Origin of the sequence: Nocardia jejuensis NBRC 103114, from assembly GCF_001613145.1 — a bacterium.
GTDB lineage: Bacteria > Actinomycetota > Actinomycetes > Mycobacteriales > Mycobacteriaceae > Nocardia > Nocardia jejuensis.
The window spans coordinates 148485-173963 of sequence record NZ_BDBU01000016.1; the positions used below are offsets into that span (position 1 = coordinate 148485).

Annotated in this window: 22 protein-coding genes; 14 read left to right on the forward strand and 8 right to left on the reverse strand. The window is 67.0% G+C overall.

The features are described 5' to 3' along the window. Nucleotides 1-420: 420 nt before the first annotated feature. The 3 genes from NJ1_RS12690 to NJ1_RS12700 all read right to left on the reverse strand — a co-directional run bounded on the left by NJ1_RS12690 (nt 421) and on the right by NJ1_RS12700 (nt 3358). Nucleotides 421-843 carry a molybdenum cofactor biosynthesis protein MoaE gene (locus tag NJ1_RS12690; RefSeq protein ID WP_067692345.1) on the reverse strand — a complete coding sequence of 141 codons (423 nt, stop codon included), beginning with the start codon at nt 841-843 and terminating at the stop codon, nt 421-423. Further along, entirely contained in the window at nt 836-1930 is a 1095-nt protein-coding gene (gene moaCB, locus NJ1_RS12695; RefSeq protein ID WP_067692348.1) for a bifunctional molybdenum cofactor biosynthesis protein MoaC/MoaB, read from the reverse strand. The genes NJ1_RS12690 and moaCB overlap by 8 nt, the downstream gene beginning before the upstream one ends. Nucleotides 1931-2152: 222 nt before the next feature. Continuing rightward, nucleotides 2153-3358 carry a molybdopterin molybdotransferase MoeA gene (locus NJ1_RS12700; protein ID WP_067692351.1) on the reverse strand — a complete coding sequence of 402 codons (1206 nt, stop codon included), beginning with the start codon at nt 3356-3358 and terminating at the stop codon, nt 2153-2155. A gap of 86 nt (nt 3359-3444) precedes the next feature. On the opposite strand from NJ1_RS12700, the gene moaA reads away from it, so the two are divergent. Next, complete coding sequence (gene moaA / locus NJ1_RS12705) at nt 3445-4503, forward strand: GTP 3',8-cyclase MoaA (RefSeq protein ID WP_067692354.1); 1059 nt, start codon at nt 3445-3447, stop codon at nt 4501-4503. Continuing rightward, nucleotides 4496-4738 (forward strand): MoaD/ThiS family protein, encoded by a 243-nt coding sequence (locus tag NJ1_RS12710; RefSeq protein WP_067692357.1) that lies wholly within the window; start codon nt 4496-4498, stop codon nt 4736-4738. The genes moaA and NJ1_RS12710 overlap by 8 nt, the downstream gene beginning before the upstream one ends. Nucleotides 4739-4776: 38 nt before the next feature. Here NJ1_RS12710 and nadE read toward each other — a convergent pair whose 3' ends face one another. Then, complete coding sequence (gene nadE / locus NJ1_RS12715) at nt 4777-5619, reverse strand: NAD(+) synthase (RefSeq protein WP_067692360.1); 843 nt, start codon at nt 5617-5619, stop codon at nt 4777-4779. 9 nt (nt 5620-5628) lie between these two features. Further along, nucleotides 5629-6288, reverse strand: coding sequence for a TetR/AcrR family transcriptional regulator (locus NJ1_RS12720; RefSeq protein ID WP_084478137.1), 660 nt, complete (start codon nt 6286-6288; stop codon nt 5629-5631). 300 nt (nt 6289-6588) lie between these two features. Between NJ1_RS12720 and NJ1_RS12725 the strand changes: the two genes are divergently transcribed. From NJ1_RS12725 to NJ1_RS12750, 6 genes are all read left to right on the forward strand, one after another. Further along, complete coding sequence (locus NJ1_RS12725; protein WP_067692918.1) at nt 6589-7155, forward strand: NAD(P)H-dependent oxidoreductase; 567 nt, start codon at nt 6589-6591, stop codon at nt 7153-7155. 202 nt (nt 7156-7357) lie between these two features. Continuing rightward, nucleotides 7358-8194 carry a G1 family glutamic endopeptidase gene (locus NJ1_RS12730; protein ID WP_067692363.1) on the forward strand — a complete coding sequence of 279 codons (837 nt, stop codon included), beginning with the start codon at nt 7358-7360 and terminating at the stop codon, nt 8192-8194. A gap of 458 nt (nt 8195-8652) precedes the next feature. Beyond that, nucleotides 8653-8892: a redoxin NrdH gene (locus tag NJ1_RS12735; RefSeq protein ID WP_067692366.1), complete on the forward strand. Its 240-nt coding sequence runs from the start codon at nt 8653-8655 to the stop codon at nt 8890-8892. A gap of 55 nt (nt 8893-8947) precedes the next feature. Further along, a complete protein-coding gene (nrdI, locus tag NJ1_RS12740; RefSeq protein ID WP_067692369.1) occupies nt 8948-9418 on the forward strand; it encodes a class Ib ribonucleoside-diphosphate reductase assembly flavoprotein NrdI in 471 nt (156 codons plus the stop codon). Beyond that, nucleotides 9376-11556, forward strand: coding sequence for a class 1b ribonucleoside-diphosphate reductase subunit alpha (nrdE, locus tag NJ1_RS12745; protein WP_067692372.1), 2181 nt, complete (start codon nt 9376-9378; stop codon nt 11554-11556). The genes nrdI and nrdE overlap by 43 nt, the downstream gene beginning before the upstream one ends. A gap of 760 nt (nt 11557-12316) precedes the next feature. After that, the gene (locus tag NJ1_RS12750) at nt 12317-13279 is read left to right on the forward strand and encodes an alpha/beta hydrolase (RefSeq protein WP_245717357.1); all 963 of its coding nucleotides are present in this window, start codon (nt 12317-12319) and stop codon (nt 13277-13279) included. 194 nt (nt 13280-13473) lie between these two features. Here the strand turns inward: NJ1_RS12750 and NJ1_RS12755 are convergent, their stop codons facing one another. Beyond that, nucleotides 13474-13716, reverse strand: coding sequence for a hypothetical protein (locus tag NJ1_RS12755; RefSeq protein WP_067692376.1), 243 nt, complete (start codon nt 13714-13716; stop codon nt 13474-13476). Nucleotides 13717-14135: 419 nt separating this feature from the next. Here NJ1_RS12755 and NJ1_RS12760 point away from each other — a divergent pair, with 419 nt between their 5' ends. After that, a complete protein-coding gene (locus NJ1_RS12760; protein WP_067692378.1) occupies nt 14136-15299 on the forward strand; it encodes a lipase family protein in 1164 nt (387 codons plus the stop codon). A 70-nt stretch (nt 15300-15369) separates the two neighbouring features. Here NJ1_RS12760 and NJ1_RS12765 read toward each other — a convergent pair whose 3' ends face one another. Then, nucleotides 15370-16644 carry a PucR family transcriptional regulator gene (locus NJ1_RS12765; RefSeq protein ID WP_067692380.1) on the reverse strand — a complete coding sequence of 425 codons (1275 nt, stop codon included), beginning with the start codon at nt 16642-16644 and terminating at the stop codon, nt 15370-15372. A gap of 740 nt (nt 16645-17384) precedes the next feature. Here NJ1_RS12765 and mgtE point away from each other — a divergent pair. Next, nucleotides 17385-18845, forward strand: coding sequence for a magnesium transporter (mgtE, locus tag NJ1_RS12770; protein WP_084478080.1), 1461 nt, complete (start codon nt 17385-17387; stop codon nt 18843-18845). Between the two features lie 297 nt (nt 18846-19142). Continuing rightward, nucleotides 19143-20138: a class 1b ribonucleoside-diphosphate reductase subunit beta gene (gene nrdF, locus NJ1_RS12775; protein WP_067692382.1), complete on the forward strand. Its 996-nt coding sequence runs from the start codon at nt 19143-19145 to the stop codon at nt 20136-20138. A 129-nt stretch (nt 20139-20267) separates the two neighbouring features. Here the strand turns inward: nrdF and NJ1_RS12780 are convergent, their stop codons facing one another. Further along, on the reverse strand, nt 20268-21392 hold the full coding sequence (locus NJ1_RS12780; protein WP_084478082.1) for an ABC transporter substrate-binding protein: 1125 nt from the start codon (nt 21390-21392) through the stop codon (nt 20268-20270). Between the two features lie 188 nt (nt 21393-21580). Between NJ1_RS12780 and ctaD the strand changes: the two genes are divergently transcribed. From ctaD to NJ1_RS12795, 3 genes are all read left to right on the forward strand, one after another. Beyond that, the gene (ctaD, locus tag NJ1_RS12785; RefSeq protein ID WP_084478084.1) at nt 21581-23317 is read left to right on the forward strand and encodes an aa3-type cytochrome oxidase subunit I; all 1737 of its coding nucleotides are present in this window, start codon (nt 21581-21583) and stop codon (nt 23315-23317) included. Nucleotides 23318-23511: 194 nt separating this feature from the next. Further along, complete coding sequence (gene serB, locus NJ1_RS12790; RefSeq protein ID WP_067692385.1) at nt 23512-24741, forward strand: phosphoserine phosphatase SerB; 1230 nt, start codon at nt 23512-23514, stop codon at nt 24739-24741. A 119-nt stretch (nt 24742-24860) separates the two neighbouring features. Beyond that, complete coding sequence (locus NJ1_RS12795; protein ID WP_067692388.1) at nt 24861-25346, forward strand: protease inhibitor I42 family protein; 486 nt, start codon at nt 24861-24863, stop codon at nt 25344-25346. Nucleotides 25347-25479 lie beyond the last annotated feature (133 nt).

The window sequence follows — 25479 nt, forward strand, 5'->3', positions numbered from 1 at the left end:
GTCGAAATACCTCTCGCCCCACTGTGTCCTACCCGCGTCACCGGGGCCGCTGGTTCCGGTGACAAAACGCCGGGCGAAACGACCGCTCCGATTGGTCGTTCGGACAAACCCCGTGGGTGAAATGGGGTGAGTGCCGAGGAAAGGCATGCTCGACAAATTTCCGCCGTCGGCGCGGATTCTTTTCCACGGCGGAAACTCGGCGACCGCTACGGCTTTTCTCCCGGACCTTCTCTTCGACCACACCGAACCGGGTGAACTCGCGCGAAATTCACCGCAGAAACTCCCGAAACTCCTGGCTCGCACAATGCGTGGTCATTCGCGCGCCGCGAAGCCCAGAACGAGTCGGTACTCGACACTGCACTGCGCCGGAGGGATCACAGCGCCCACGCGGCGGCGCCGACATTGCGTCGGCACACGAACTCAGCAGGCGTTGACCCATTCCGAGAGACCGTCGGTGAATTGCTGGCGCTTCCAGATCGGGACCTCATGTTTGATGCGGTCCACCAGGAGTGCGCAGGTGCTGAAAGCGTCCGCGCGATGCGGGGCGGCCACCGCCACGGTGATGGCCAGATCGCCGATGGTGAGCGGGCCGATGCGATGGATCGCGGCCACCGGGAGCCCGGAGGACGCGGCCACCTCGGCGCAGATCTTGCGGAGGAATTTCTCCGCCTCGGGGTGGGCGGAGTACTCCAGAGCCGAGACCGCTTGCCCGCCATCGTGATCGCGGACCTTGCCGGTGAACACCACGACCGCGCCGTGTTCGGGCCCGGTGACCGCCTTCTCGACCTCGTCGGGGTCCAGGGGTAGATCGCTGATCCGAGCCAGCAGGGCGGCGTCACTCATGGCTGCCTCCTCCGGCCACCTGGGCCAGCAAATGTCCGAGCAGTGGATTCAACACCGAGATTCCGTCTTTTACTCCGCCGGGGGAGCCGGGCAGGTTCACGATCACCGTGCGCCCGGCCAGGCCCGCGACGCCTCGGCTCAGCGCGGCGAGCGGGAACGTCGCGGTACCGCGCTGACGGATGGCCTCGGCGACGCCGGGGAGTTCGCGATCCAGCACCGCGAGGGTCGCCTCCGGGGTCGCGTCGGTGGGCGAGGCTCCGGTCCCGCCGGTGCTGATGATCAGGGCCGGGGCGCCGGTCAGGGCGTCGGCGAAGCCCGCCGAGATCTCCGCGTCCGCGTAGACCAGCGGTCCGCGCACCGAGAAACCCTGCGTGCCCAGCCATTTCGCGAGGACAGGGCCGGTGGTGTCGACTCGGGTTCCGGCCGCGGCGCCGGTGGACGCGACGAGCACGACCGCCGCCTGTCCGTCGCCGATCGGTGCGTCCGCGCCGGGCTTCGAGTGTTCCTGGTGCCCAGGTGTATCGGTGTGCCCGTGTCGATCCGACTCGCCGTGATGGGCGTGCTGACCGGACGCCGATTCAGCGGTCGCGCTCTCCGCGTGTCGCTCGGCGAGCACCGTCTCGCGCACCCAGTGCCCGTGCTTGCCACCATCTTTGGTGAGCAGCCGCACCCCGTCGAGCGTGGCGGCCGGATCCACCGCCTTGATCATGTCGTGCAGCGTGAGCCCCGCGACCGCGACGGCGGTGAGCGCCTCCATCTCGACCCCGGTGGGGCCCTTGGTCTTCGCCGTCGCCTCGATGGTGATCGAGTCCTGCGTGAAGGCGAATTCCACCTTCACCGACGACAGCGCCAGCTGATGGCACAGCGGAATCAACTCCGATGTTTTCTTGGCCCCGTTGATCCCGGCCAGTCGCGCGGTGGTCAGCACATCGGCCTTGGGCATGTTGTCGGCGCGCACCAGCCGCACCACCTCCGGGGTCGTCCGCAACTCTCCGGTGGCGACGGCGACCCGGGCGGTATCCGCCTTGGCGCTCACGTCGACCATCCGGGCGCGGCCTTCCCCGTCGACATGCGACAACTCACTCATACCCCCAAGCCTGCCACGCCCCCGGGATCACGGCCTCCCCGGGCACGCGGTAGGACGACCTCACGATCTCGCCTTCGTCGGCTGTGAGCAGGCGATCCCTCCGCCGATCATTCCGCCCTCGCACCCGGCGTTCGGCGGATGCCACCATCACCCCGCCCCCATCCACCGCAGAGTTCGTGCACTCCCACAAACCGAGCGGGTCCGTGAAGTCGCCGGGCTCGGCTACAGCGGCTGTACGCGGACCAGCGCTCCGGCGGGAAGCTCCGTGACATCGGGGTCGATGTCGATCAGGACGTCGGCGTGGGCCATGGCGACGATCAGGTGGGAGCCGGAGCCGGTGGGGAGGGTGACGCCGTCGGGGGTGAGGGTGCCGCGCAGGAATTGGCGCCGGCCGGCGGGGGAGCGGATCGGATCCAGCAGGGGGACTTCGGAAGTCGGGATCGGGGGCAGGGCGGCGAGGTCGCGCAGGATCGGGCGGGCGAAGACCTCGAAGGAGACCAGGGTGCTGACCGGGTTCCCCGGGAAGCTCAGTACGGGGACGCCGTCGACGACGGTGAGGCCCTGCGGTCCGCCGGGCTGGATCGCGACCGGGCCGAATCGCCCGCCGAGCTCGGCCAGCACGTCCTTGACCACCTCGAAGTCACCCATCGAGACGCCGCCGGAGGTGAACACGACGTCCGCGGCGGCGGTCGCCTCGGCCAGGCGCTGCCGGAATTCCGCCGGGTCGTCGGTCGAATGGGCGACGGACACCACGTCCACGCCGTTGTCGGTGAGCGCTGCGGCCAGCGCGATGCCGTTGGAGTTGTAGATCTGGCCCGGCAGCAGCGGAACTCCCGCGGGCACCAGCTCGTCACCGGTGGTCAGCACCGCGGCGCGAACCCGCCGGGTCACCGGGAGCTCCGCGAGCCCGACCGCCGCCAGCGCCGCGATATGGCGTGGCAGCAGCAGCGTGCCGGCCGCCGCCAGCAGCTGCCCGGTGCGTACGTCCTTGCCCGGCTCGCGCACGAAATCGCCGGCGGCACGGGCGGTTTCGATGGTGACGGTGTCTCCGTCGGTGCGGGTGTGCTCCACCGGGACCACGCAGTCCGCGCCCGCCGGAAGGGGAGCGCCGGTCATGATCTTCAGGGCCGAGCCCTCGGCGAGCACCAGTTCGCCGGTGTTCCCGGCCGCGATCACGCCCGCCAGCGGCAGCGTCACCGGGACGGTGCGGAGCGAATCCGCCCGCACCGCATACCCGTCCATCGCCGAATTGCGGAAGACCGGCAGATCCAGGGGGGAGAACACATCTTGGGCCAGACGTCGGCCGAGAGCCCGCGGCACGGGTACCGAGTCGATCTCGCGGGCGGCCAGGGGCCGCAGCAGATCCTCGATGCCGTGCCGGTGGTCGTCGACGGAGCGGGCGGGAGCCACAGCGTGCCGGGAACTCATGGCGGTGAGCCTATACGCGCAGGCTCACCGGCTATCGCGGGTCGTTGTGCGGAGCGGGTCTTGACTAGGGCGGCAATAATGGTCGGATGACCGTCGTCGCCATGGGTATGCCAGCCGTGCGCACCGGGCTGCCCTCGATGGACGGGCGGCCCGATACTCCGCAGCTCGTGGACCGATTCGGTCGGGTCGCCCGTGACCTGCGCGTATCGATCACCGAGAAGTGTTCGCTGCGCTGCACCTACTGCATGCCGGAGGAGGGGTTGCCCGCCATTCCGGCCGACGAGCTGCTCTCCACGGCCGAGATCGTGCGGCTGGTGGTGCTCGCGGTGCGGGAACTGGGCGTGCACGAGGTCCGCTTCACCGGCGGCGAGCCGCTCATGCGCCGCGATCTCGAGCAGATCGTCGCGGGCTGCCGCGCCGAGCTGCCGGACACGCCCCTGGCCATGACCACCAATGGCGTCGGGCTCGCGCATCGCGCCCGCGCACTCGCCGCGGCGGGACTCGACCGCATCAACGTCTCGCTCGACACCGTCGATCGCGAGGGCTTCGCCCGCCTCACCCGCCGGGACCGGCTCGACTCGGTGTTCGCCGGAATCCGCGCGGCCTCGCAGGCGGGTCTCACCCCGATCAAGGTCAATGCCGTGCTGATGCGCGAAACCCTCGGCGGCGCAGCCGATCTGCTGCGGTGGTGTATCGAGGAGGGCTGCGAGCTGCGCTTCATCGAGGAGATGCCGCTCGACGCCGATCACGAGTGGGCGCGCACGAACATGATCACCGCCGCCGAATTGCTCGAGGCGCTCGGCACCCGTTTCGCGCTCACCCCCGTCGGACGTGAGGATCCGTCCGCGCCCGCCGAGCTCTGGCAGGTCGACGGCGGTCCGGCCACCGTCGGCATCATCGCCTCGGTGACGCGCAAATTCTGTGGCGACTGCGACCGCACCCGCCTCACCGCCGACGGCCGGATTCGATCCTGCCTGTTCAGCGATCAGGAATACGACGTGCGCGCGGTCCTGCGATCCGACGCGAGCGATGCCGATATCGCTACCCTGTGGCGTGGCGCAATGTGGAACAAATGGGCAGGACACGGTATCGACGCCGCCGATTTCGTCCCCCCGGAACGATCGATGGGAGCAATCGGTGGTTGAGGTCCGCTATTTCGCGGCGATAGCCGACGCCGTGGGCAAGTCCTCCGAGCTCCTGGACTTTCCCTCCGGCTCGACCATCGCCGACCTGCGCACCACCCTCACCGCCACCTACGGCCCGGACCTGGACCCGATGCTGAAGGTCTGCGCCTACCTCGTCGGTGACGAATTGACCCGCGACGGCTCGACCCCGCTGCCCGGCCGCATCGACGTGCTGCCCCCGTTCGCCGGGGGATAGGACTCCGGTCCGAAGCGGCGACTCCGGTCCGAATCAGCTCAGCGCCACCAGGTGTCGAGCGGTGTCACCGGGACCGTGCGCTTGTGGCGGGTGTTGCGGTGGATGGTTTCGAGTTTCTCGGCGACCTCGGGGGAGATGGGCTTGCCCTCGAGGTAGTCGTCTATCTGGGAGTACTTCAGGCCCAACGCCTCCTCGTCGGGGAGCGCCGGGCGGTCGTCCTCGAGATCGGCGGTGGGGACCTTCTGCCAGACGCTGGGCGGTGCGCCGAGTTCCTGCAGCAGGGCCGCGCCCTGGCGTTTGGTGAGGCCGGTGAGCGGGGTGATGTCCACACCGCCGTCGCCGTACTTGGTGAAGAAGCCGGTGACCGCTTCGGCCGCGTGATCGGTGCCGACCACGAGCATGTTGAGCTGGCCCGCGACGGCGTACTGCAGCACCATGCGCTCACGCGCTTTGATGTTGCCGCGCACGAAGTCTCGCAGCGCGCCCTGTTCGCCGTCGCTCAGGCCGGACAAGGCGAGCGCGGCCTGCTCGGAGGCGGCGTCGGCGCTCGGCTTCACGTTCAGCGTCACGGACTCGTCGGGCGCGATGAAGCGCAGCGCGATCTGCGCGTCCTGTTCATCGGCCTGCACGCCGTAGGGCAGCCGCACCGCGACGAACCTGGCCGCGCGCCCCTCGGCGCGCAGTTCCTCGGCCGCGAGCTGGCACAGCCGCCCGGTCAGGCTGGAATCCTGGCCGCCGCTGATGCCGAGCACGAAACCCTGTGCGGGCGTGGCGCGCAGATAGTCCTTGAGGAATTCGATGCGCCGCCGCACTTCGTTCTTCGGTTCGATGACCGGCAGCACGCCCAGTTCGGCGATGATCTCTTCGCGCAGGTTGCCCATGGGGCCACTTTAACCGGCGTCCGAATCGGTGACCTGCCGTACGAGGGTCTCCCAGTGATCGCCGAGTTGTTCCAGGCTGTTGCCCAGCACGCGCATCTGATGCAGGATCAGCCCGGCATCGAGCGCCGCGAGCAGCGTGTCCGCCAGCAGCGGCACCGAACACGGTGTGCCGGACTGCCGGAGCAGCAGCGACACATGGGTTTTCGCGACGTTGTACGGTGCGCCCGAATAGTGCTGCTCGCCCGCGTCGGCGGCCTTGCGCACATCGCCCTCGAGCTCGACCCCGGCCAAGCGGGCGCGCCCGAAGGCGATCAGCCGCTCGACCGGGGGCGCGCCCGGACCCAGCGGCGGCGGCCCGAACATGTAGGCGGCCTGCATCTTCTGATCGGATTGATCGAGCAGGGCCAGCATCAGCCCGGCGCGATTGCCGAAGCGCCGGAACACCGTTCCCTTGCCGACCCCCGCACGCTTGGCGACCGCGTCCATGGTGACGCCGTCGGCGCCCTGTTCCTGCACGAGTGCCTCGGCCGCGTCCAGCAGCAGCTGCCGATTGCGCGCGGCATCGCTGCGCTCGCCGGTGCCGGTCGGCAGCAGCGACAGCGAGTGCGGCGGGGGCCCCTGCCCGATCACCGGTTCGATGGACAGCGCCGTTCCCGTCCCGACCGGCATGGCTCCGGGCGCGCTGTGCTGCACTGCCGCCGGGCCGATGGGCAGGCCGCCGCTCACCTCGTCGCGTGCGATCCCCGCCGGACCGCCGGGTCGAGGCGCGAGTCCACACGGCACCGGTTCGGTCGCCGACGCGGCGTCGGGCCCGCCCGGCTCGGAGTCCGGCGGCTCCGTACAGGGCTCGTCGGCGGGGGTGTCGCAGTTCACGGCGGGATACTCCTAAACGGGAATGGAAGCGGACCATGGTCCGGTTACAGTGTACTGATAGTTCCGCCCGCAGATCAGTACCCAGGAGTGATGACCATGTCGCAGACCCGCCTTCTCGCACTGGTTGGAAGCCTTCGCGCCGCCTCGATCAACCGGCGCCTCGCCGAGGCCGCGGTGAGGACCGCGCCCGAAGGCGTGGACATCGCCATCTACGAGGGCCTGAGCGATATTCCTTTCTACAACGAGGACCTCGATGTCGAGGGCGCTGTGCCCGCCGCCGCGCAGGCGCTGCGCGACGCGGTCGGCGCCTCGGACGGTCTGCTGATCTTCACCCCCGAGTACAACGGCACCCTGCCCGCCGTGCTGAAGAACGCCATCGACTGGGCCTCGCGGCCCTACGGCGCCGGTGCGCTCAAGGCCCGCCCGGTGGCCGTGGTCAGTGCGTCGATCAGCTCCAATGCCGCCAAGTGGTCGCACGGCGACGCGGTGAAGGCGTTCGGTGTCGCGGGTGCGCTCGTGGTCGACGACGCCTCGCTGAACTTCGGCGGAATCGGGCAGCGTTTCGGTGAGACGCATCCGGCCGACGATGCCGAGGCGCTCACCCAACTCGCCGCGACCGTGCATCAGTTGAACGAAGCGGCAAAGGCCGCCGCTAACGCCTGACGGAACGGTGTGGACGCTCGAATTGTTGGAGTAAACATTTTGCTACCTAACATTCGAACGTCGAACCGATAATGAATCAAGCGCAAGGTCACGGCTTTTCGGCCGTGGCCTACCGCTTTATCTGCCCAATTTGAGTTAACTTTTTCTCATGAAGCTATCGACGGGCAATTCTGTCTGGGCTCGATGCTGTATGGCCATAACGATGGCCGTGTCCACTGTCGCGATGGTGGCGAGTGCGGCCGAGGCCGTCGCGGAATCGAATGCCCGCCTCTTTCTCGGCAATTGGGCCGGATATGTGGTCAAAGGAGATTTTCGTGAGGTCAGCGCCACCTGGGTGCAGCCGGAAATCCAGTGTCTCAACCCGGGCGTGCTGCAGCGCATCGTGCCGTGGGTCGGCCTGAACGGCGCGACCACTTTCGACGGCAATGTGGCGCTGCCGCTCATGCAGACCGGAGTCGAATCCATTTGTGCCAGTGACGCGGCGGTCTACGCGGCACTGCCGGGGTTGCAGATCGAGAATGTCGCGGCGGATCTCGCCTACGCCGATCCGCGATTGGCCGGTGCGGTCATGCACGGCGGCGGGATGGTCGCGAACGGACTCGGCGCGGCCACCGACGGTCTGTGCGCGGTCGGCGCGCTGGGGGCCATGTGTCAGACCGAGCAGTACATCGACGGGTGGTGGGAGGGCTACCCGGAACCGCCCTACAGCTATGACGATGTGGCGTTGAGTGCCGGGGACACCATGCATTCGGTGGTCAGCTGGGACGGTCAGAGCTACACGATGACGCTGCAGAATCGTTCGCGAGGCTGGACTCGCACCACGGTGGTCCCCTCGACCGCGCCCGCGCGCACGGCGGAGATCGTGCTCGAGGGTCATCTGGACGCGGCCCTGCCCGGCTTCGCGCCGGTCGCCTTCACCGAGATAGAGATCGACGGCAGACCGCTCGCGGCCTACGACGCGCAGATGTACGGCATCGCCGCGACGAACCGGGTTCTCGCCCCCGGTCCGGTCGATGGTTCGAGCTTCGTCATAGGCTGAACGCTCGAACCGGGGTGGGTACGCGACACGCCGAACCGATGGGCTGCCCCGGAAATTCGGGGCAGCCCGTTTCGCTGCTTCGGAAGGGCTGTTCGGGCGAGACCGCTGTGACTCGTGTGATGGGTGTTGATCAGCGAGAACAGTGGGTTTGCTGAAAATGTGCTGTATGTCGAAATTGTGATCTACACCTCAGTCGTGTCGAGTTGCGAATCGAGCGTCCTGGTACTTGTGGCGAGTGAATCCCACGTTTGTGAGTCGCAACATGTCGTGTTGGATGATTCTGTCGGCCACTAGGTGTAGTGTCTTGGAAGCTGGAAGGGCATACAGCGGGAACCCGAGCAGGGGCCGCGCGACCAGGGGCTCAGGTCTCGCTTCCAGGGGTTAGCGAACCAGCTACATGGATCTTGTTTCAGTCGTGCGCTGCATACGGATCGAAGGCTAAGGAGAAGGGGAAACCAATGACCGTCACCGTGTACACCAAGCCCGCTTGTGTCCAGTGCAATGCCACCTACCGCGCGCTCGACAAGGCCGGAGTGGAGTACGACGTTATCGACATCTCCGAGAGCCCCGAGGCCCGCGACTACGTGATGGCCCTGGGTTACCTGCAGGCCCCCGTGGTCGTCGCCGGTGACGATCACTGGTCCGGCTTCCGCCCGGACCGGATCAAGGCCCTCGCCACCGCGGTCGCCGTCGCCTGACGGCCCGGAGTCGCCGGTTCGCCGGCGGCCCCCATCCGGGCGAAAGGAGTGGGAAATGACCGAGTTGTCCACGCGGACACCGAATTTGGTCTACTTCTCCAGCGCTTCGGAGAACACGCATCGCTTCGTGGAGCGGCTGGGTATCCCCGCCGTCCGTATTCCGCTTCATACTGCCGACTCGCTTCGCGTCGACGAGCCCTACGTGCTGATCGTCCCCACCTACGGGGGCGGTCGGCACGTGCTGGGCGGGAGTCGATCCGACAAGGAATTCGTCCCCCGTCAGGTGGCCAAGTTCCTCAACGATCCGCATAACCGCGCCCTGCTGCGCGGCGTGATCGCGGCCGGCAACACCAACTTCGGCGATACGTACTGCTTTGCGGGAGAAGTCATCTCGCGCAAATGCGGAGTCGAGTACCTGTATCGCTTCGAACTCATGGGAACTGCTGAGGACGTCGAGCGCGTCCGAGAGGGATTGGGATTGTTTTGGCAACGACAACCGCACCGGTCGGAAAGACTGCCCGTGTAGAGCGCCCCGTCAGTGGTGAGGCCACCACGGGGCTCGACTACCACGCGCTCAACGCGATGCTGAACCTGTACGGTCCCAACGGCGAGATCCAGTTCGACCGGGACCGCGAGGCCGCGCATCAGTACTTCCTGCAGCACGTCAACCAGAACACCGTGTTCTTCCACAACCTGCGCGAGAAGCTCGACTACCTCGTCAAGGAAAACTATTACGAGACAGAGGTTCTCGACCAGTACAGCTTCGACTTCACCAAGAAGCTGTTCAAGCAGGCGTACGCGAAGAAGTTCCGCTTCCCCACCTTCCTGGGCGCGTTCAAGTACTACACCTCGTACACGCTCAAGACGTTCGACGGCAAGCGCTACCTGGAGCGCTTCGAGGATCGCGTCTGCATGGTCGCGCTGACCCTGGCCGCCGGTGACGAGACCCTGGCGTCCGAGCTGGTCGACGAGGTCATGGACGGCCGCTTCCAGCCGGCCACCCCGACCTTCCTGAACTCGGGCAAGAAGCAGCGCGGCGAGCCGGTGTCCTGCTTCCTGCTGCGCATCGAGGACAATATGGAGTCCATCGGGCGCTCCATCAACTCCGCGCTGCAGCTGTCCAAGCGCGGTGGCGGTGTCGCCCTGCTGCTGAGCAACATTCGCGAGACCGGCGCCCCGATCAAGCAGATCGAGAACCAGTCCTCGGGTGTCATCCCGATCATGAAGCTGCTCGAGGACTCCTTCTCCTACGCGAACCAGCTGGGTGCGCGTCAGGGTGCGGGCGCGGTCTACCTGCAGGCCCACCACCCCGACATCTACCGCTTCCTGGACACCAAGCGGGAGAACGCGGACGAGAAGATCCGCATCAAGACGCTGTCGCTGGGCGTGGTCATCCCGGACATCACCTTCGAGCTGGCGCGCAAGAACGAGGACATGTACCTGTTCTCGCCGTACGACGTGGAGCGCATCTACGGCGTGCCGTTCGCGGACATCAACATCACCGAGAAGTACCACGAGATGGTCGACGACAAGCGGATCCGCAAGTCGAAGATCAAGGCGCGCGAGTTCTTCCAGACCATCGCCGAGCTGCAGTTCGAATCCGGCTACCCGTACATCATGTACGAGGACACCGTGAACCGGTCGAACCCGATCAAGGGCAAGATCACCCACTCGAACCTGTGCTCGGAGATCCTGCAGGTCTCGACCCCCTCGGAGTTCAACGACGATCTGTCCTACTCCAAGGTCGGCAAGGACATCTCCTGCAACCTGGGCTCGCTGAACATCGCCAAGGCCATGGATTCGCCGGACTTCGCCAAGACGATCGAGGTCTCGATCCGCGCGCTGACCGCGGTGTCGAACCAGACCCACATCTACTCGGTGCCGTCGATCGAGCAGGGCAACAACGAGTCTCACGCCATCGGCCTGGGTCAGATGAACCTGCACGGCTACCTCGCCCGCGAGCACATCTACTACGGCTCCGACGAGGGCATCGACTTCACCAACATCTACTTCTACACCGTGGCGTTCCACGCGATCCGGGCCTCGAACCGGATCGCCATCGAGCGCGGCAGCTACTTCGGTGGCTTCCCCGACTCGAAGTACGCCAGCGGCGAGTTCTTCGACAAGTACACCGAGCAGGAGTGGGTCCCGGCCACCGAGCGCATCCGCGAGCTGTTCGCCGACGCGAACGTCCACATCCCCACCCAGGACGACTGGCGTGAGCTCAAGGCGTCGGTCATGGAGCACGGCATCTACAACCAGAACCTGCAGGCGGTCCCGCCGACCGGTTCCATCTCCTACATCAACCACTCGACCAGTTCGATCCACCCGGTCGCCTCGAAGATCGAGATCCGCAAGGAAGGCAAGATCGGCCGCGTCTACTACCCGGCCCCCTACCTGACGAACGAGAACCTCGAGTACTTCCAGGACGCCTACGAGATCGGCTACGAGAAGGTCATCGACACCTACGCCGCGGCCACGCAGCACGTCGACCAGGGCCTGTCGCTGACCCTGTTCTTCAAGGACAGCGCCTCCACCCGTGACGTCAACAAGGCGCAGATCTACGCGTGGCGCAAGGGCATCAAGACCCTCTACTACATTCGCATCCGCCAAATGGCTTTGGAGGGAACCGAAGTCGAGGGCTGCGTCAGCTGCATGCTCTGATTCGCTGACCTGAAAGGGCGCTCCCGGAAATCCGGGAGCGCCCTTTTCGTATATCCGCCACCCGCAGGATGATTGATCCGCCCGCAGCCCGATTGGGAGCGCTGTGCTGAATACCGGCGGGTGCGGGGCAGGGGTTGTGAAGTGTCCAGAAGGTGCTGTGGGGGTGGGGTTTCGGGGATCGGCTCGATAGGCTCGGGGTGGTTTCGACGTCGGAAATATTTGCGCGGTCGACGTAGAAACTGTAGTGAGACAAGGAAATTGGAGGTGATCTCCCCCGCTCTCCGCTCCCCCATTGGTGGCGGGTGGGGCTTGATTCGAAACCTGCCGCGCGACGAGAGTCGCGTATTCACAACCGCAAGACTGCCCACCGGGTGGAAGACCTCGCGTCCGCCCGGTGGGCAGTCGCATGTGCGGACATCGGAGTCGTCGGGCACGGCGGTCATTGTCGTCGGGCACGGTGGCCATTGTCGTCGGGCACGGTGGACATTGTGGTCGGACACGGTGGCCATTCGGACACACGGTGTTTCAGAAGGTTGTGATCGGGAACAGCTGGAAGGGAGGCGATGCGGTGAATTGCCTTAGAGATTTCTGGAAACGGGGTGCGACAGGCGGGTTCGCATCTAGGTTCGGTCCCCGAACCGGGATCGATGTGAGGAGTATTCGTGCCGAACGCACAAATCGAGATTGCCGGGGATCGACTATCGGGTGACGTGCAGTGAGACGTCGGGCCGCGGTCGGGGCGGTTATGGCGTTGACGCTGGTGGGAAGCGTTCCAGTGGGCGCGGCGGCGGATCAGCCGGAGCCGCTGAATCGGATGGCGGTGCAGCCGGGGGTGGTCGGCACCGAACGAATCGGACCGCAGTGGGAACGGGTGACGGTACGGTCCGCGTCGATGAACAGGACGGTGGCGGTGGATGTGCTGCACGGTTCGGGGCAGGGGCCGCGGCCGGTGCTGTATCTCCTGGACGGCGTTGACGCCGAACGGGTTTCGGACTGGCTGACCAAGGGCGGGGCGGCGCAGTTCTTCGCGGACAAGCCGGTCGACGTGGTGCTTCCCTCGGGCGGGACCGGGAGCATGTACAGCGATTGGGAGCGGCCGGACGCGAATCTCGGCTGGAATCGGTGGGAGACCTTCCTGACCGGCGAATTGCCCGGTGTCGTCGAGCCGTATTTACAAAGTGACGGCCGTCGCGCCATCGCGGGCGTGTCGATGGGAGCGCAGGGCGCGATGATGCTCGCGCATCGGCACCCGGGGTTCTACACCGCGGTCGCGGGGCTGAGCGGGTGCTATTCGACCGTGGACAGCACCGGCAATGCCACCATCGCCCTCACCGTGGGGTCGCGGGGCGGCAATGTCGCGAATCTGTGGGGCCCGCCGGGCACGAGCGAGTGGCAGGCGCACGACAGTCTGGTGGGTGCGGAAGCCCTGCGCGGCACGGTGATTCACCTCGCGGCCGCGACGGGTATTCCCAACACGGTGGATCTGGTCACGCTGGCGCAGTCACCGGATCTCGCCGCCGCGCTGGAGACGGCGGGCGGGGGAGTGGCGCTGGAGGCCGGCGCGCGACTGTGCACCGAGAATTTCGGGCGGCGGCTCGACGAGCTGAAGATTCCCTACACGGTGAGCTACCAGCCCGCCGGAATGCACGCCTGGGAGGATTTCTCGGCCGAACTGGGGCCCGCGTGGCAGACGATCTCCGCCGCGTTCGGGCAGCGAAGGTAGGCGCCGCCCAGCGCCCAGATAGGCGCGGAAAGTCTCGTGGGGTTCGGAACCCCTGTGGCACTGAGGGTTTCGCGGTCCGGAAGTCTCAGGACGGCACAACCCCAGGGCCGCAGGCCGAGTCGATCCAGGGCCGCGCAGGCCGAGTCGACCCAGAGCCGCGGGCTGCGTCGACCCACGGCCGCAGCCTGAGTCGACTAGGGCCGCAGCCCGAGTCGCGGCAGGCGGCGCATTCCGGGTCGAATGCGTCCGTCCACCGTCACGGTCAGGCCCTCGTGCACGGCCTCCATGGTGAACCGGGACGCCTCGGCCCAGGTGGCGGCGTACTCCATGGTGAGTTCCGCGCCCTCGTCGGCGCCGCCGAAGTGGACGGTGACGCGATGGGTGAGCGCATCGCCCACGCCGCTGTATCTTCTTGTGCCCTCGGTGATTCCGGCCATTGGTGATACTCCTTGGATGCCCTGCTGCGGAGGAGGGGTACGGTCGCCGACGGCGCCGAGATTTCCCTGTAACTCAAAGTAGGTGCAACTTTCGGTACCGCAACACGTTCCAGTCCGGGCCTGGAGATCTCACAACCGCGGCGCGCCTCTCGTTGTTACGCACCGCAATGGCCAGGGCAGGGGCCACAGGGGTGTTCCGACCTGATTGTGACCTTTCGGAAGGCTTGCTCGGTGACCTGGTGTTATGTCCGGTCCGCATCTACTGTCGCCCGAAGGGCCTGTGCGACAGCGCAATTGTGCGCGGGCAGATGTGGAAGGGGCACGACCAGATGAGGAAGCCGGCGCGAATTCGCTGGAGTACCGGATCGACGCTGTCACGACTACGCGCCCCGCGCCTCGGGGCGACGGCGATCGTCGGCATGATCCTGCTGGCAGGCGCACCGGGTTCGGCTCTCGCGCAACCGGTCTATCCGACCCCCGATCCGGACGCGTTCTACGCCGCACCGGCCGATATCGCCGATCACAAGCCCGGCGATGTGCTCGCCACCCGCCCGATGCCGGCGAAGACCGAATTCCCGGACACCGACATCACCATGATCAAGTTCCGGTCCACCGATTCCGAGGGCCATCCGATCGCGGCGACCACCACCGTGCTGTCGCCGAAGAATCGCAAGGCCGACGCGCCGTTGCTCTCGTTGCAGCAGATCATCAACGGTCTCGGCGCGCAGTGCGCGGTTTCGCGGGTGCTCTACACCTCCGACCCGAACCTGATGATGCGCGAGATGGTCGGCTGGAACGTGCTGTTGCAGCGCGGCTGGAGCGTGGCGCTGCCGGATCACCTCGGACCCCGATCCGCTTACGGCGCAGCCAAACTCGGCGGCCAGATCACCCTCGACGGTATTCGCGCGGCACAGCACGTGCCTGATCTGCGCGTCGCGAACAGCCCGATCGCCATGACCGGCTACTCCGGCGGCGGTATGGCGACCGCATGGGCCGCCGCGCTCGCCGCCACCTACGCGCCCGAGCTGCGCATCGCCGGTGCGGCCATGGGCGGCGTGCCGATGAACCTGGTGAGCATGCTCGAGACCATGGGCTACGGCGCGCATCCGGCCTTCGGCCTGGCGATGGCGGCGGGCATCGGGCTCGAACGCGAGTACCCGGACCGCTTCCCGCTCAGCGAGCAGCTCAACGCGCGTGGCCTCGCCATCCGCGACAAGCTGGCCAACAGCTGCACCAACGACATTCTCGCCGCCGGCGCGGGACAGGGTGCGGTGGACGTGGCCAAGACGACGATCATGTCGACCGATCCGGTGGCTCGCGGGGTGGTGGAGGAGAACAGCCTGCAGCTGTTCGACGGCATCCCGAACATGCCGGTGTTCGAATGGCATTCGCCGATCGACGGCCTGGTCCCCGTCGACGCGATCAAGGCCGTGGATCAGCGGTACTGCGCGGCCGGGGTGAAGTTGAAGACCGCCGAGGAACCGGTTCCGGATCACCTCACCGCCGCGGTCCTCGGCCTTCCGGAGGCGCTGACCTGGCTCGATGCCCGACTCCGCGGCGAGAGCGCACCGAGCAACTGCTGAGTGCGAACCGCCGGGGCACGAGCCCCAGGAGGCTGAGCTCCCTTCGACTCCCCTTGTCCGAAGGTGCGGCTCAGCCTTCTTGGTATGTGCGGGCGACCAGCGCCGAGCGCAGGTACCACAGGCCCGAGGCCTCGGTCGGGTCGAAACCGGTGAGCTGCCCGATCCGCTTGAGGCGGTAGTCCACGGTATTGGTGTGCACGTGCAGCAACCGCGCGGTGCGCTGCCGGTTCAGGTTGTTGCTGATGTGCGTCTGCAGGGTCTCCTGCAACTCGGCGTGCTCGTCGAGGGGATCGAGCAGCGAACCCAGGTGATCGCGGCCGGGGCCGGGGCGGGTCAGCTGGTACTCCAGGGCCAGTTCGTCGAAACGGAAGAGCCCGCGTACCAGGCGAAGTCGCTGCACGATGTCCAGCAGTTCGTGGGCCTGATCGGCGGCGTCGGGGATCTGCCGCGGCGAGGCCGAGACCAGTGTCGCCGCGATCGGCACCCGGGCCGCGTAGGAGAGCTGCTCGATCAGCTCGTCGAGCTGCTCGTCGGCGATCTCCGAGGCGGGAACGAGCACGGTGCCGCCGTCGACGCTCAGCAGCGACAGCACCTTGCCGGTGTGCCGCATCGCCAGTTCGGCCTGCACCCGCCGCAGCTTGCGGCGCGCCACCACGGCTCCGTCCAGGGTCGGGTCGTTCTCCTCGGGGTGCGACGGAATCGACAGCGCCAGAACGTGATACGACTCGGCGATCTCGATCCCGCATTCGCGGGCCATGGTGGAGGTGCTGTGCCCGCCCAGGAGTGCGGAGGTGAGCGTGTGCACCGCCGTGTGGTGCTCGCTGACCACCGCGCGCAGTTCGCGCACGTAGGCCAGGGCGACGGCGGTGGTCATCCGGTCGAGCAGTTCGACCACCAGTTTGGCCCCGCCCAGGATGCTGTCGAAATCGGCGGCCGCGATCACCAGCGCCGGCTCGCCGTCGGGACCGGGCTCGCGCAGATGGCGCGTCATGGCATTGGCCATGACCAGATCCGAGCCGATCTTGAAGCCCTCGTGGATGGAATGCTGGATGGTGTCGATCGGGATGCCCTCGCGCGCCCACTGGGCCGCCGCGTTCTCGAGCCGCTTGGTCTTCTCCGGGATGTCGCGCCCGTCCAGCATGCCGACCGCCAGTTCCAGGCAGGTGCGGGTGATGGTGGTGATGTCGCCGTGAATGGCGTCGTTGGGCAGGGTGCCGCAGGGCGCGACGGTCTCCACGAAATGCCCGACCATGGTCTGCGCGAGCGTGCGCACGTCCTTCAGCGGCGAGGACATCGGGCTTCCCGACACGGTGAGCCCAGGACGGGACGGAATGTCGAGCGACATCGGCGACTCCTTCCACCCCCGGCATACGCCTCTCCGGAAACGCAACGCTAACGCATGGGAAATCCTGGAGCGGACGATTCGGGCCCGGATGGGGTGCGGCGCAATGGCGACGGCGGACGTTTGTGAGAGATCACAAACGCGGCCCGCACAGGACATATCGGGTGTATCGGGCCTGGTGAGGGGTGCTGTCGCGGGGTGACCGGAGATCGAACAGCGTCGCCGGGCGCGCTCGGATCGGCGCCGGGCGCTCTGTCCCGCCGTGCCCGTTCGGGCGCGTTCCGCACTGCCCGCTCGGGCACGTCCCGCACGGGCGACGCGGGACCGAGGTGGGCTAACACGTCCGATCCGTTCTTCTGCGGCCAGGGTGATCGACCCCGACGCGGGAAAGGTGTTGTTCCCCATGCCCTCTCGCGAGGTCGGGCGCGGCCCGGCCCTGGTGTGTCGCGCGCAACCCGCCGGTGCGCCGGTCATCACGCGCCCGCGATTTGCGGACGAGGGTATCCTGCACAAGGATGATTTCTGCGTTCCCGCTCGCCGCCGGCGAGTGGATGTATTCGGTGCACGACGGCTTCGAGGAGGTGGGTCGCATGCGTAGCGAGCCCCCTAGTCGAAGGCCGCGCGGCGCCGTCCCCTCGATCTGCCTGTAGTTCAGTCTGCGGCGAACGGGGCGGTGCCTCGCGGTGTGACTCGGTGTTTCCACACGTTCACCCTCGACTCGCCACCCGGCTGAGGTTCCTGTCATGACGCAGACCGATCTGCCCGTCGTTCCGACGCTGCCCGCATCCGCCACCACGCGGTCCGGCACGTCCACATCCGTACGGTCCACCGCGCTTCCCGCACTGCCCGATCCGGCGCCCGCCGTGCTGTCGGGCAACCGGGATTCGTTGCGCGACATCGTCGATTGCCATCACGTCGCCGCCACCCTGGAGTGGCTGGAGAACCATCCGCCGCACGTCATCGCGGACCAGCTCGGCCGCATGGACGCGGTCTCGGCCGGCATGGCGTTCCGGCTGCTGGACAAGGATCGCGCGCTGGACGTGTTCGAGGAGCTCGAACCCGTCGATCAGCAGCAGATCCTGACCGGACTGCGCGATCAGAGCTTCCGCGATCTGGTCGAGGAGATGGACCCCGACGATCGCGCCCGCATGCTGCGCGAGGCCCCCGCCAAGGTCGCGAAGAAGGTGCTGGCCGGGTTGAGCCCGCGCGAACGCCGCATGACCGCCGCGCTGCTGGGCTACCCCGAGGGCTCGGTCGGCCTGTACATGACGCCGGAAGTCGTTGCGCTGCCGCGTAATCTGCCCGTCGGGCAGGCGTTGCAGGTGGTGCGCACCGAGGGCGCCAATGCCGAGACCGTCTACACCCTGCCGGTGGTGGACGCGGGCCGCCGTCTCATCGGCGTGGTGGAACTGCGGGAGCTGGTGCTCAGTTCACCCGACAACATGATCTCCGATCTGGTCGAGTCCGAGCCGATGTTCGTGCGCGCGACCGATTCCGCGGAGAAGGCCGCCCGGCTCATGCAGGGCGCGAACCTGATCAACCTGCCGGTGGTGGACAGTGAGGACCGCCTGGTCGGCCTGCTCACCATCGACGACGCCGTCGAGGTGATCGAGGCGGCCGACTCCGAGGACGTGGCTCGCCAGGCCGGCGCCACCCCGTGGGCCGGGCACTACATGGCGGCCGGGGTCTTCCAACTCGCGCGCTATCGCGCCCTGTGGCTGATGCTGCTGCTGGTCGCGGCGACCCTGACGGTCACCGTCACCGACGCCTTCGAGGGCACGCTGGCGCAGGCCGCGCATCTGGCGCTGTTCATTCCGCTGCTGATCGGCGCGGGCGGCAATGCCGGGGCGCAGGCCGCGACCTCGTGCGTGCGCGCGCTCGCGGTCGGTGAGGTGCGCGTCTCGGATCTGTTCAAGGTGATCTGGCGTGAATGCCGGGTCGGCCTGCTGCTCGGGGCAATGCTGGCCGTGGTCGGCATGGTGATCGGCGCGATCTTCGTCGGCACGAAAATCGCTCTGGTGGTGGGGATCACGCTGGTGATCATCTGCGGCTGGGCGGCCACCATCGGCGGCACCATGCCGCTGCTGGCCAAGAAGCTGCGCATCGATCCGGCGGTGATCTCCGCGCCGATGGTGACCACCCTGGTGGACGCCACCGGGCTGGTCATCTACTTCATGACCGCGAAAGTGGTGCTCGGCATCTGATCGGCAACCTTGTTCGGTGCACCCGGCCATAGCGGCCCCGACCTGCTGTGACAGATTGCACCGAGGTAATTTTCCGGTGGTGGTCACGGTGTGCCGGACCGGTTTCGGCATAACCGCAGCACAGCGCTGCTCGATCCAACGATTGACACAAGGTGTTGTGCTGCAGCCCGATACTGCCCCCCAGTAGTAGTGTCCAGGGCAGAAGAATTCCGCAGGTTCTCGGTGAGCTGAAGGGTGAGTGAGCGGACGTGAAATTGATCGATCGAGTACCGGCCATCAACATGGAACGGCTGGGCCATGCCTTCTGAGACACATACCAGCAAACGGGTGACCAAGGTGATCGACCGCGTATCCGCGATCAACTGGAACCGCGTGCAGGACGAGAAGGACGCCGAGGTCTGGGATCGGCTCACCGGCAACTTCTGGTTGCCGGAAAAGGTTCCGGTCTCCAACGACATTCCGTCCTGGGCCACGCTGACCCCCAGTGAGAAGCAGCTGACCATGCGGGTCTTCACCGGCCTGACGCTGCTGGACACCATCCAGGGCACCGTCGGCGCGGTCAGTCTCATCCCGGACTCGCTGACTCCGCACGAGGAGGCGGTGTACACCAACATCGCGTTCATGGAGTCGGTGCACGCCAAGAGCTACAGCCAGATCTTCTCCACGCTGTGCTCCTCGCGCGAGATCGACGAGGCCTTCCGCTGGTCCGAGGAGAATCGGAACCTGCAGCGCAAGGCCGAGATCGTGCTCGAGTACTACAACGGCGAGAGCCCGCTCAAGCGCAAGGTCGCCTCCACGCTGCTGGAGAGCTTCCTGTTCTACTCCGGCTTCTACCTGCCGATGCACTGGTCCTCACGGGCCAAGCTCACCAACACCGCCGACATGATCCGCCTGATCATTCGCGACGAGGCCGTGCACGGGTACTACATCGGGTACAAGTACCAGAAGGGTCTCGAGCTCGTCTCCGAGGCCGAGCGCGAAGAGCTCAAGTCGTACACCTTCGAGCTGCTGTTCGAGCTGTACGAGAACGAGGTCGAGTACACCCAGGATCTGTACGACGAGGTCGGTCTCACCGAGGACGTCAAGAAGTTCCTGCGCTACAACGCCAACAAGGCGCTGATGAACCTCGGCTACGAGGGCCTGTTCCCGAAGGACGAGTGCGAGGTCAACCCCGCCATCCTCTCGGCGCTGTCCCCGAACGCCGACGAGAACCACGACTTCTTCTCCGGCTCCGGTTCGAGCTACGTCATCGGCAAGGCCGTCAACACCGAAGACGAGGACTGGGAGTTCTAGTCTCGCGCTGAGAGATTCGACTCACCCGCGCCGAAGAACTCCGAGCCGAAGAACTCCGAAAAACGAAGCCCGGCAACCGATTCTCGGTTACCGGGCTTCGTGCGTCTCGGCCCGGGCTGGGCCGGGCGCTCAGTCCGTCACATATCCGTTGAGGGACTTGCGCATATCGTCCAGCAGGGCGCGGGCGGCGGTGACGCCGGAGCCGTGCCAGATGGTGTCCTCGACCGCGAACACGCGCTTGTCGCTGACCGCGCCGATCGTCTTCCAGTCGTTGCCGCGCATCACCGATTCGCCGAACTTCCGGCCGTCCGCGCCGTTGAACATGAGGTAGACCAGATCGCCCTCGAGCTTGTCGCGCTCGGCCTCGGTGCCGAGGCTCGAGGTCACCGTGAAGGAGTCCCCGCGCTGCGGCTGCGGGCGCTGCACGCCCGCGTCCCCGAGTACCAGCCCGGCGAAGGAGTTTCCGCCCTGGATCTGAATGTCGTTGGCGTCGAAGCGAAGTACCGAGGCCTGGGAGATATTGGAGGCCACCGAGGCGCCCGCCTCGCGCGCGTCGGTGCGGTAGTCCTGCAGCACCGAGACCGCGGCGGTGCGGCGGCCCAGCGCCTCGGCGATCGAGGAGAATTGCGCCTGCCAGCCGTTCTCGTCACCCACCAGCACGGTCGGGGCGATCGCGCGCAGCGCGTCGGCGGACGCCTTGTCCGTGGCCGCGCCGATGATCACATCCGGTTTCAGGGCGGCGATTTTCGCGGGATCCAGCGCGCCCACCGCACCGATCGCGGGAATCGTGGTGATACCCGTTCCCAGGTAGGAGGGCTGCGTCTGGCCCTTGCCGTCCGGCCCGGAAATCGTTGCGGCGCCGACCACTCGCTCCCACAGCCCCAGCGCGCAGGCCGCGTCCAGTGCCGCGGTGGACGCCACGACGATCCGCTGGGGATCCGCCGGAACCTCCGACGTGCCGGCGGCGGACACGACCGACCGTGTCGCACCCGGCGCGGGATCGGCCGACGTCGGCAGGCCGCAGGCTTGACGGGTATCGCGTTCCAGCCCCACCACGCCCGCCCCGGCGATGTTCGTCGTGGTGCGCACGATCGAGCTCATCGCGTCGTCGGAGGACTTGGCGCATCCTGTCAGCAACCCTGCCGGTAGGACCGCGGCAGCGGCGAGAACCGCGCCCCAGGTGCGCAAACGTCGCACGGGGGTGGGGGTGGAGGCGAACGTGATTCGGGTAGAAGCGGACTCGCGCACCGGCATGGCAGGCAGCGTACCGCCGGTGACCCCGACGCCCAATTACGACACAGAGTAGGAGCTGCCCGCGACCGCTGTGGGAGCACGGTTTACGATCCTTGAAGCGCTAGGCCCCCCGTCGTTCGTCGTGCGCCGAACCGGACAACGGAAGCACCGCGTGCGAACGACAAGAAGGCACCTGTTCAGGAGGATTTGTGACTGCCGTAGAGCCACAGCCAGTCCGTCAAGTGGAGGCGGCTCGGCCCTACCCACCTCGTGTGGGTCCCAAGGGTTCGTTTATCTACAAGATGGTCACCACGACGGACCCGAAGGTCCTGGGCGTCATGTACCTCGTGACCGCCATCTCCTTCTTCCTCGTCGGTGGTTTGATGGCGCTGCTGATGCGCGCCGAGCTGGCGCGGCCGGGCATGCAGTTCCTTTCGCCCGAGCAGTTCAACCAGCTGTTCACCATGCACGGCACGATCATGCTGCTGTTCTACGCGACCGCGATCGTGTTCGGCTTCGCCAACATCGTGCTGCCGCTGCAGATCGGCGCCCCCGACGTCGCCTTCCCCCGTCTGAACGCGTTCAGCTACTGGCTGTACCTGTTCGGCGGCACCATGGCGACCGCGGGCTTCATCACCCCCGGCGGCGCGGCCGACTTCGGCTGGACCGCGTACACCCCGCTCTCGGACATCGTGCACTCCCCGGGCGTCGGAGCGGATCTGTGGATCCTGGGTCTGGCCGTCTCGGGTCTGGGCACCATTCTCGGTGGCGTCAACATGCTCACCACCGTGGTCTGCCTGCGCTGCCCCGGTATGACCATGTTCCGGATGCCGATCTTCACCTGGAACATCGCGGTCACCTCGGTGCTCGTGCTGCTGGCCTTCCCGCTGCTGACCGCGGCGCTGTTCGGCCTGGCGTACGACCGGCACCTCGGTGGTCACATCTACGACCCGGCCAATGGCGGTGTGCTGCTCTATCAGCACCTGTTCTGGTTCTTCGGTCACCCCGAGGTGTACATCATCGCGCTGCCGTTCTTCGGCATCGTCTCGGAGATCTTCCCGGTCTTCTCGCGTAAGCCGATCTTCGGTTACACCACGCTGGTCTACGCGACGCTGGGTATCGCGGCGCTGTCCATCGCGGTGTGGGCGCACCACATGTACGCCACCGGTGCTGTTCTGCTGCCGTACTTCTCGTTCATGACGTTCCTCATCGCTGTTCCGACCGGTGTGAAGTTCTTCAACTGGATCGGCACCATGTGGCGAGGTCAGCTGACCTTCGAGACACCGATGCTGTGGTCCATCGGCTTCCTGGTGACCTTCCTCTTCGGTGGTCTCTCGGGCGTCATCCTGGCCGCCCCGCCGATCGACTTCCACGTGTCCGACACGTACTTCGTCGTCGCGCACTTCCACTACGTGCTGTTCGGCACCATCGTGTTCGCGACGTTCGCGGGCATCTACTTCTGGTTCCCGAAGATCACCGGCCGCATGATGGACGAGCGCCTGGGCAAGTGGCACTTCTGGGCGACCTTCATCGGCTTCCACACCACGTTCCTGGTGCAGCACTGGCTGGGCAACGAGGGCATGCCGCGTCGCTACGCGGACTACCTGCCCTCGGACGGGTTCACCGCCCTGAACACCATCTCCACCATCGGAGCGTTCATCCTGGGCGCGTCGATGCTGCCGTTCGTCTGGAACGTCTTCAAGTCCTTCCGCTACGGCGAGGTCGTGACCGTGGACGATCCGTGGGGCTACGGCAACTCCCTGGAGTGGGCGACCTCCTGCCCGCCGCCGCGGCACAACTTCTACGAGCTGCCGCGCATCCGTTCGGAGCGTCCGGCGTTCGAGCTGCACTACCCGCACATGGTCGAGCGCATGCGTGCCGAGGCCCATGTCGGCTGGGGCACCAAGTCCCACGACGTGCACGAGCTCGAGAAGTCCGCGAAGTAACCCGACAGCTCGGATCAGACCAACGCGGCGCCTGTCTTCGGACAGGCGCCGCGTTCGTTCGTCACGGTGACGCTCCCGGTGGCGCCGTGATGCCCGTCACCGAGTCGGCGGGCGGCGCGGGTGGTCCGGGGCAGACCTGACAGAATGAGCGAGCCGCCGGTCAGGGGGCAAGCCGCGAGAAACGGAGTCATCGATTGAACACGTCTGACACGACGGTTCTGGTCACGGTCACCGGACCCGACAAGCCGGGCGTGACGTCGGTACTGCTCGCGGCACTGTCCAACAACGCCGTCAGCCTGCTGGACGTCGAGCAGGTCGTGATTCGCGGCCGCCTCACCCTCGGGGTGCTGGTGTCGTGTCCCACCGATCCCGAGGCGCTGCAGGATCAGCTGGAAGACGCCATGGCGACGGTCGGCATGAACGTGGATGTGGAGATCGGACCCGACAGTGTCGCGGGCGCACCGCTTTCCACGCACGCCGTCGTCGTGATCGGCGCACCGGTCACCGCGCGCGCCTTCAGCGCCATCTCGCGCAAGCTCGCCGAGCAGGGCGTCAACATCGATTCGATCCGCGGCATCGCCGACTACCCCGTCACCGGACTGGAACTGCTGGTCACCGCGCCCAACAGCGACGCCGTGAGCGAAACCCGGTTGCGCACCGGCCTTTCCGAGGTTGCCGCCAAGGAGAGCGTGGACGTCGCCGTGGAGCGCGCGGGTCTGGCGCGACGCTCCAAGCGGCTCATCGTGTTCGACGTCGACTCGACGCTGATCCAGGGTGAAGTCATCGAGATGCTGGCCGCGCACGCCGGCGTCGAGGACGAGGTCCGCGCGGTCACCGAGGCGGCCATGCGCGGTGAGCTCGACTTCGCCGAATCGCTGCGTCAGCGCGTCGCCACCCTCGAAGGGCTGGACGCCTCGGTGATCGACGAGGTCGCCGCCACCATCGAGCTGACTCCCGGCGCGCGCACCACCATTCGCACGCTGCGCCGCATCGGTTTCCGCTGCGGTGTGGTCTCCGGCGGTTTCCGCCAGGTCATCGAACCGCTCGCGCGCGAACTCGAACTGGACTTCGTGCAGGCCAACACCCTCGAGGTGATCGACGGCAAACTCACCGGCCGGGTCGTCGGCGATATCGTCGACCGCGCCGCGAAAGCCGTGGCGCTGCGCAACTTCGCCGCCGACACCGGCGTCGCGATGGAGCAGACCGTCGCGGTGGGTGACGGCGCGAACGATATCGACATGCTCAACGCCGCGGGCCTGGGCATCGCGTTCAACGCCAAGCCCGCTCTGCGCGAGGTCGCCGACGCCGCGCTTTCGCACCCGTACCTGGACGCGGTGCTGTTCATTCTCGGCGTGACCCGCGACGAGGTCGAGGCCGCGGATGCGCGGGACGGTCTGTTCAGCCGGGTGCCGCTGCCGCACTAGGCGCACCCGAGCGCGCCGCCGGTTCGCGCCGGTGTGCGGCTCGCCTGCGTCATGAGCGGCCCACCCGTCGGTAGCGTGGTCGGGGTACCGGCCATGACGACGAGGAGGCTCTCTTGCGCGTGCGCACATCGCTGGTGATGTTGATGCTGGGCCTGGCTCTGGCCGGTTGCGGCACGGACGATTCGACCGACGCGAAATCCGATGGCACCTCCTCGTCCGCGGCCCCGGGCCCGACGTCCACCGCGGGCAAGGCCACCCCGACCTCGTCCACCCCCGAGGCGGTGACGATCGGTGCGGACTCCGACGGCAAGAGCATCACCCTCGCGAACGGCCAGGGTCTGATCGTGCGCCTCGCCTCCAACCCGAGCACCGGATACCTCTGGCAGCTGGCCGAATTGGACCAGAACATCGTCGAGCAGAACGGCGGCCAGGAGTACGAGCAGGACCCGAGCCCGGACGGCATGGTCGGGGTCGGCGGCAAGGCCACCTTCAATTTCGTGGCGACCGCTCCCGGCGCGACCCGCCTGCTGATCGAGTACCGCCGTCCGTGGGAGCAGGGCATGGAACCGGCCCAGCGCTTCGCGGTCGACCTCACCGTCCAGTAGTTCGGCTCCGCCGCGGCATCCGTGGCGGCAGGTCGCTCGGCGCTGGGTGATTCGGGCATGCTGGGCGATTCGGGCGTTTCGGCGGCGTGGCTATCCTGGCCGATAGCTGATGTCGTTCGGGTGCACGGGACTC

Coding starts and splice junctions, on each gene's coding strand:
- NJ1_RS12720 (WP_084478137.1), bottom strand. CDS start 6,288: ATGCCGGTCGGGACGGGAACGGCGCTGTCCATCGAACCGGTGATCGGG.
- NJ1_RS12690 (WP_067692345.1), bottom strand. CDS start 843: ATGAGTGACGCCGCCCTGCTGGCTCGGATCAGCGATCTACCCCTGGAC.
- NJ1_RS12725 (WP_067692918.1), top strand. CDS start 6,589: ATGTCGCAGACCCGCCTTCTCGCACTGGTTGGAAGCCTTCGCGCCGCC.
- nrdI (WP_067692369.1), top strand. CDS start 8,948: ATGACCGAGTTGTCCACGCGGACACCGAATTTGGTCTACTTCTCCAGC.
- NJ1_RS12700 (WP_067692351.1), bottom strand. CDS start 3,358: ATGAGTTCCCGGCACGCTGTGGCTCCCGCCCGCTCCGTCGACGACCAC.
- NJ1_RS12730 (WP_067692363.1), top strand. CDS start 7,358: ATGGCCGTGTCCACTGTCGCGATGGTGGCGAGTGCGGCCGAGGCCGTC.
- moaCB (WP_067692348.1), bottom strand. CDS start 1,930: ATGAGTGAGTTGTCGCATGTCGACGGGGAAGGCCGCGCCCGGATGGTC.
- mgtE (WP_084478080.1), top strand. CDS start 17,385: ATGACGCAGACCGATCTGCCCGTCGTTCCGACGCTGCCCGCATCCGCC.
- NJ1_RS12755 (WP_067692376.1), bottom strand. CDS start 13,716: ATGGCCGGAATCACCGAGGGCACAAGAAGATACAGCGGCGTGGGCGAT.
- NJ1_RS12780 (WP_084478082.1), bottom strand. CDS start 21,392: ATGCCGGTGCGCGAGTCCGCTTCTACCCGAATCACGTTCGCCTCCACC.
- NJ1_RS12765 (WP_067692380.1), bottom strand. CDS start 16,644: ATGTCGCTCGACATTCCGTCCCGTCCTGGGCTCACCGTGTCGGGAAGC.
- NJ1_RS12760 (WP_067692378.1), top strand. CDS start 14,136: ATGATCCTGCTGGCAGGCGCACCGGGTTCGGCTCTCGCGCAACCGGTC.
- nadE (WP_067692360.1), bottom strand. CDS start 5,619: ATGGGCAACCTGCGCGAAGAGATCATCGCCGAACTGGGCGTGCTGCCG.
- nrdF (WP_067692382.1), top strand. CDS start 19,143: ATGCCTTCTGAGACACATACCAGCAAACGGGTGACCAAGGTGATCGAC.
- moaA (WP_067692354.1), top strand. CDS start 3,445: ATGACCGTCGTCGCCATGGGTATGCCAGCCGTGCGCACCGGGCTGCCC.
- NJ1_RS12735 (WP_067692366.1), top strand. CDS start 8,653: ATGACCGTCACCGTGTACACCAAGCCCGCTTGTGTCCAGTGCAATGCC.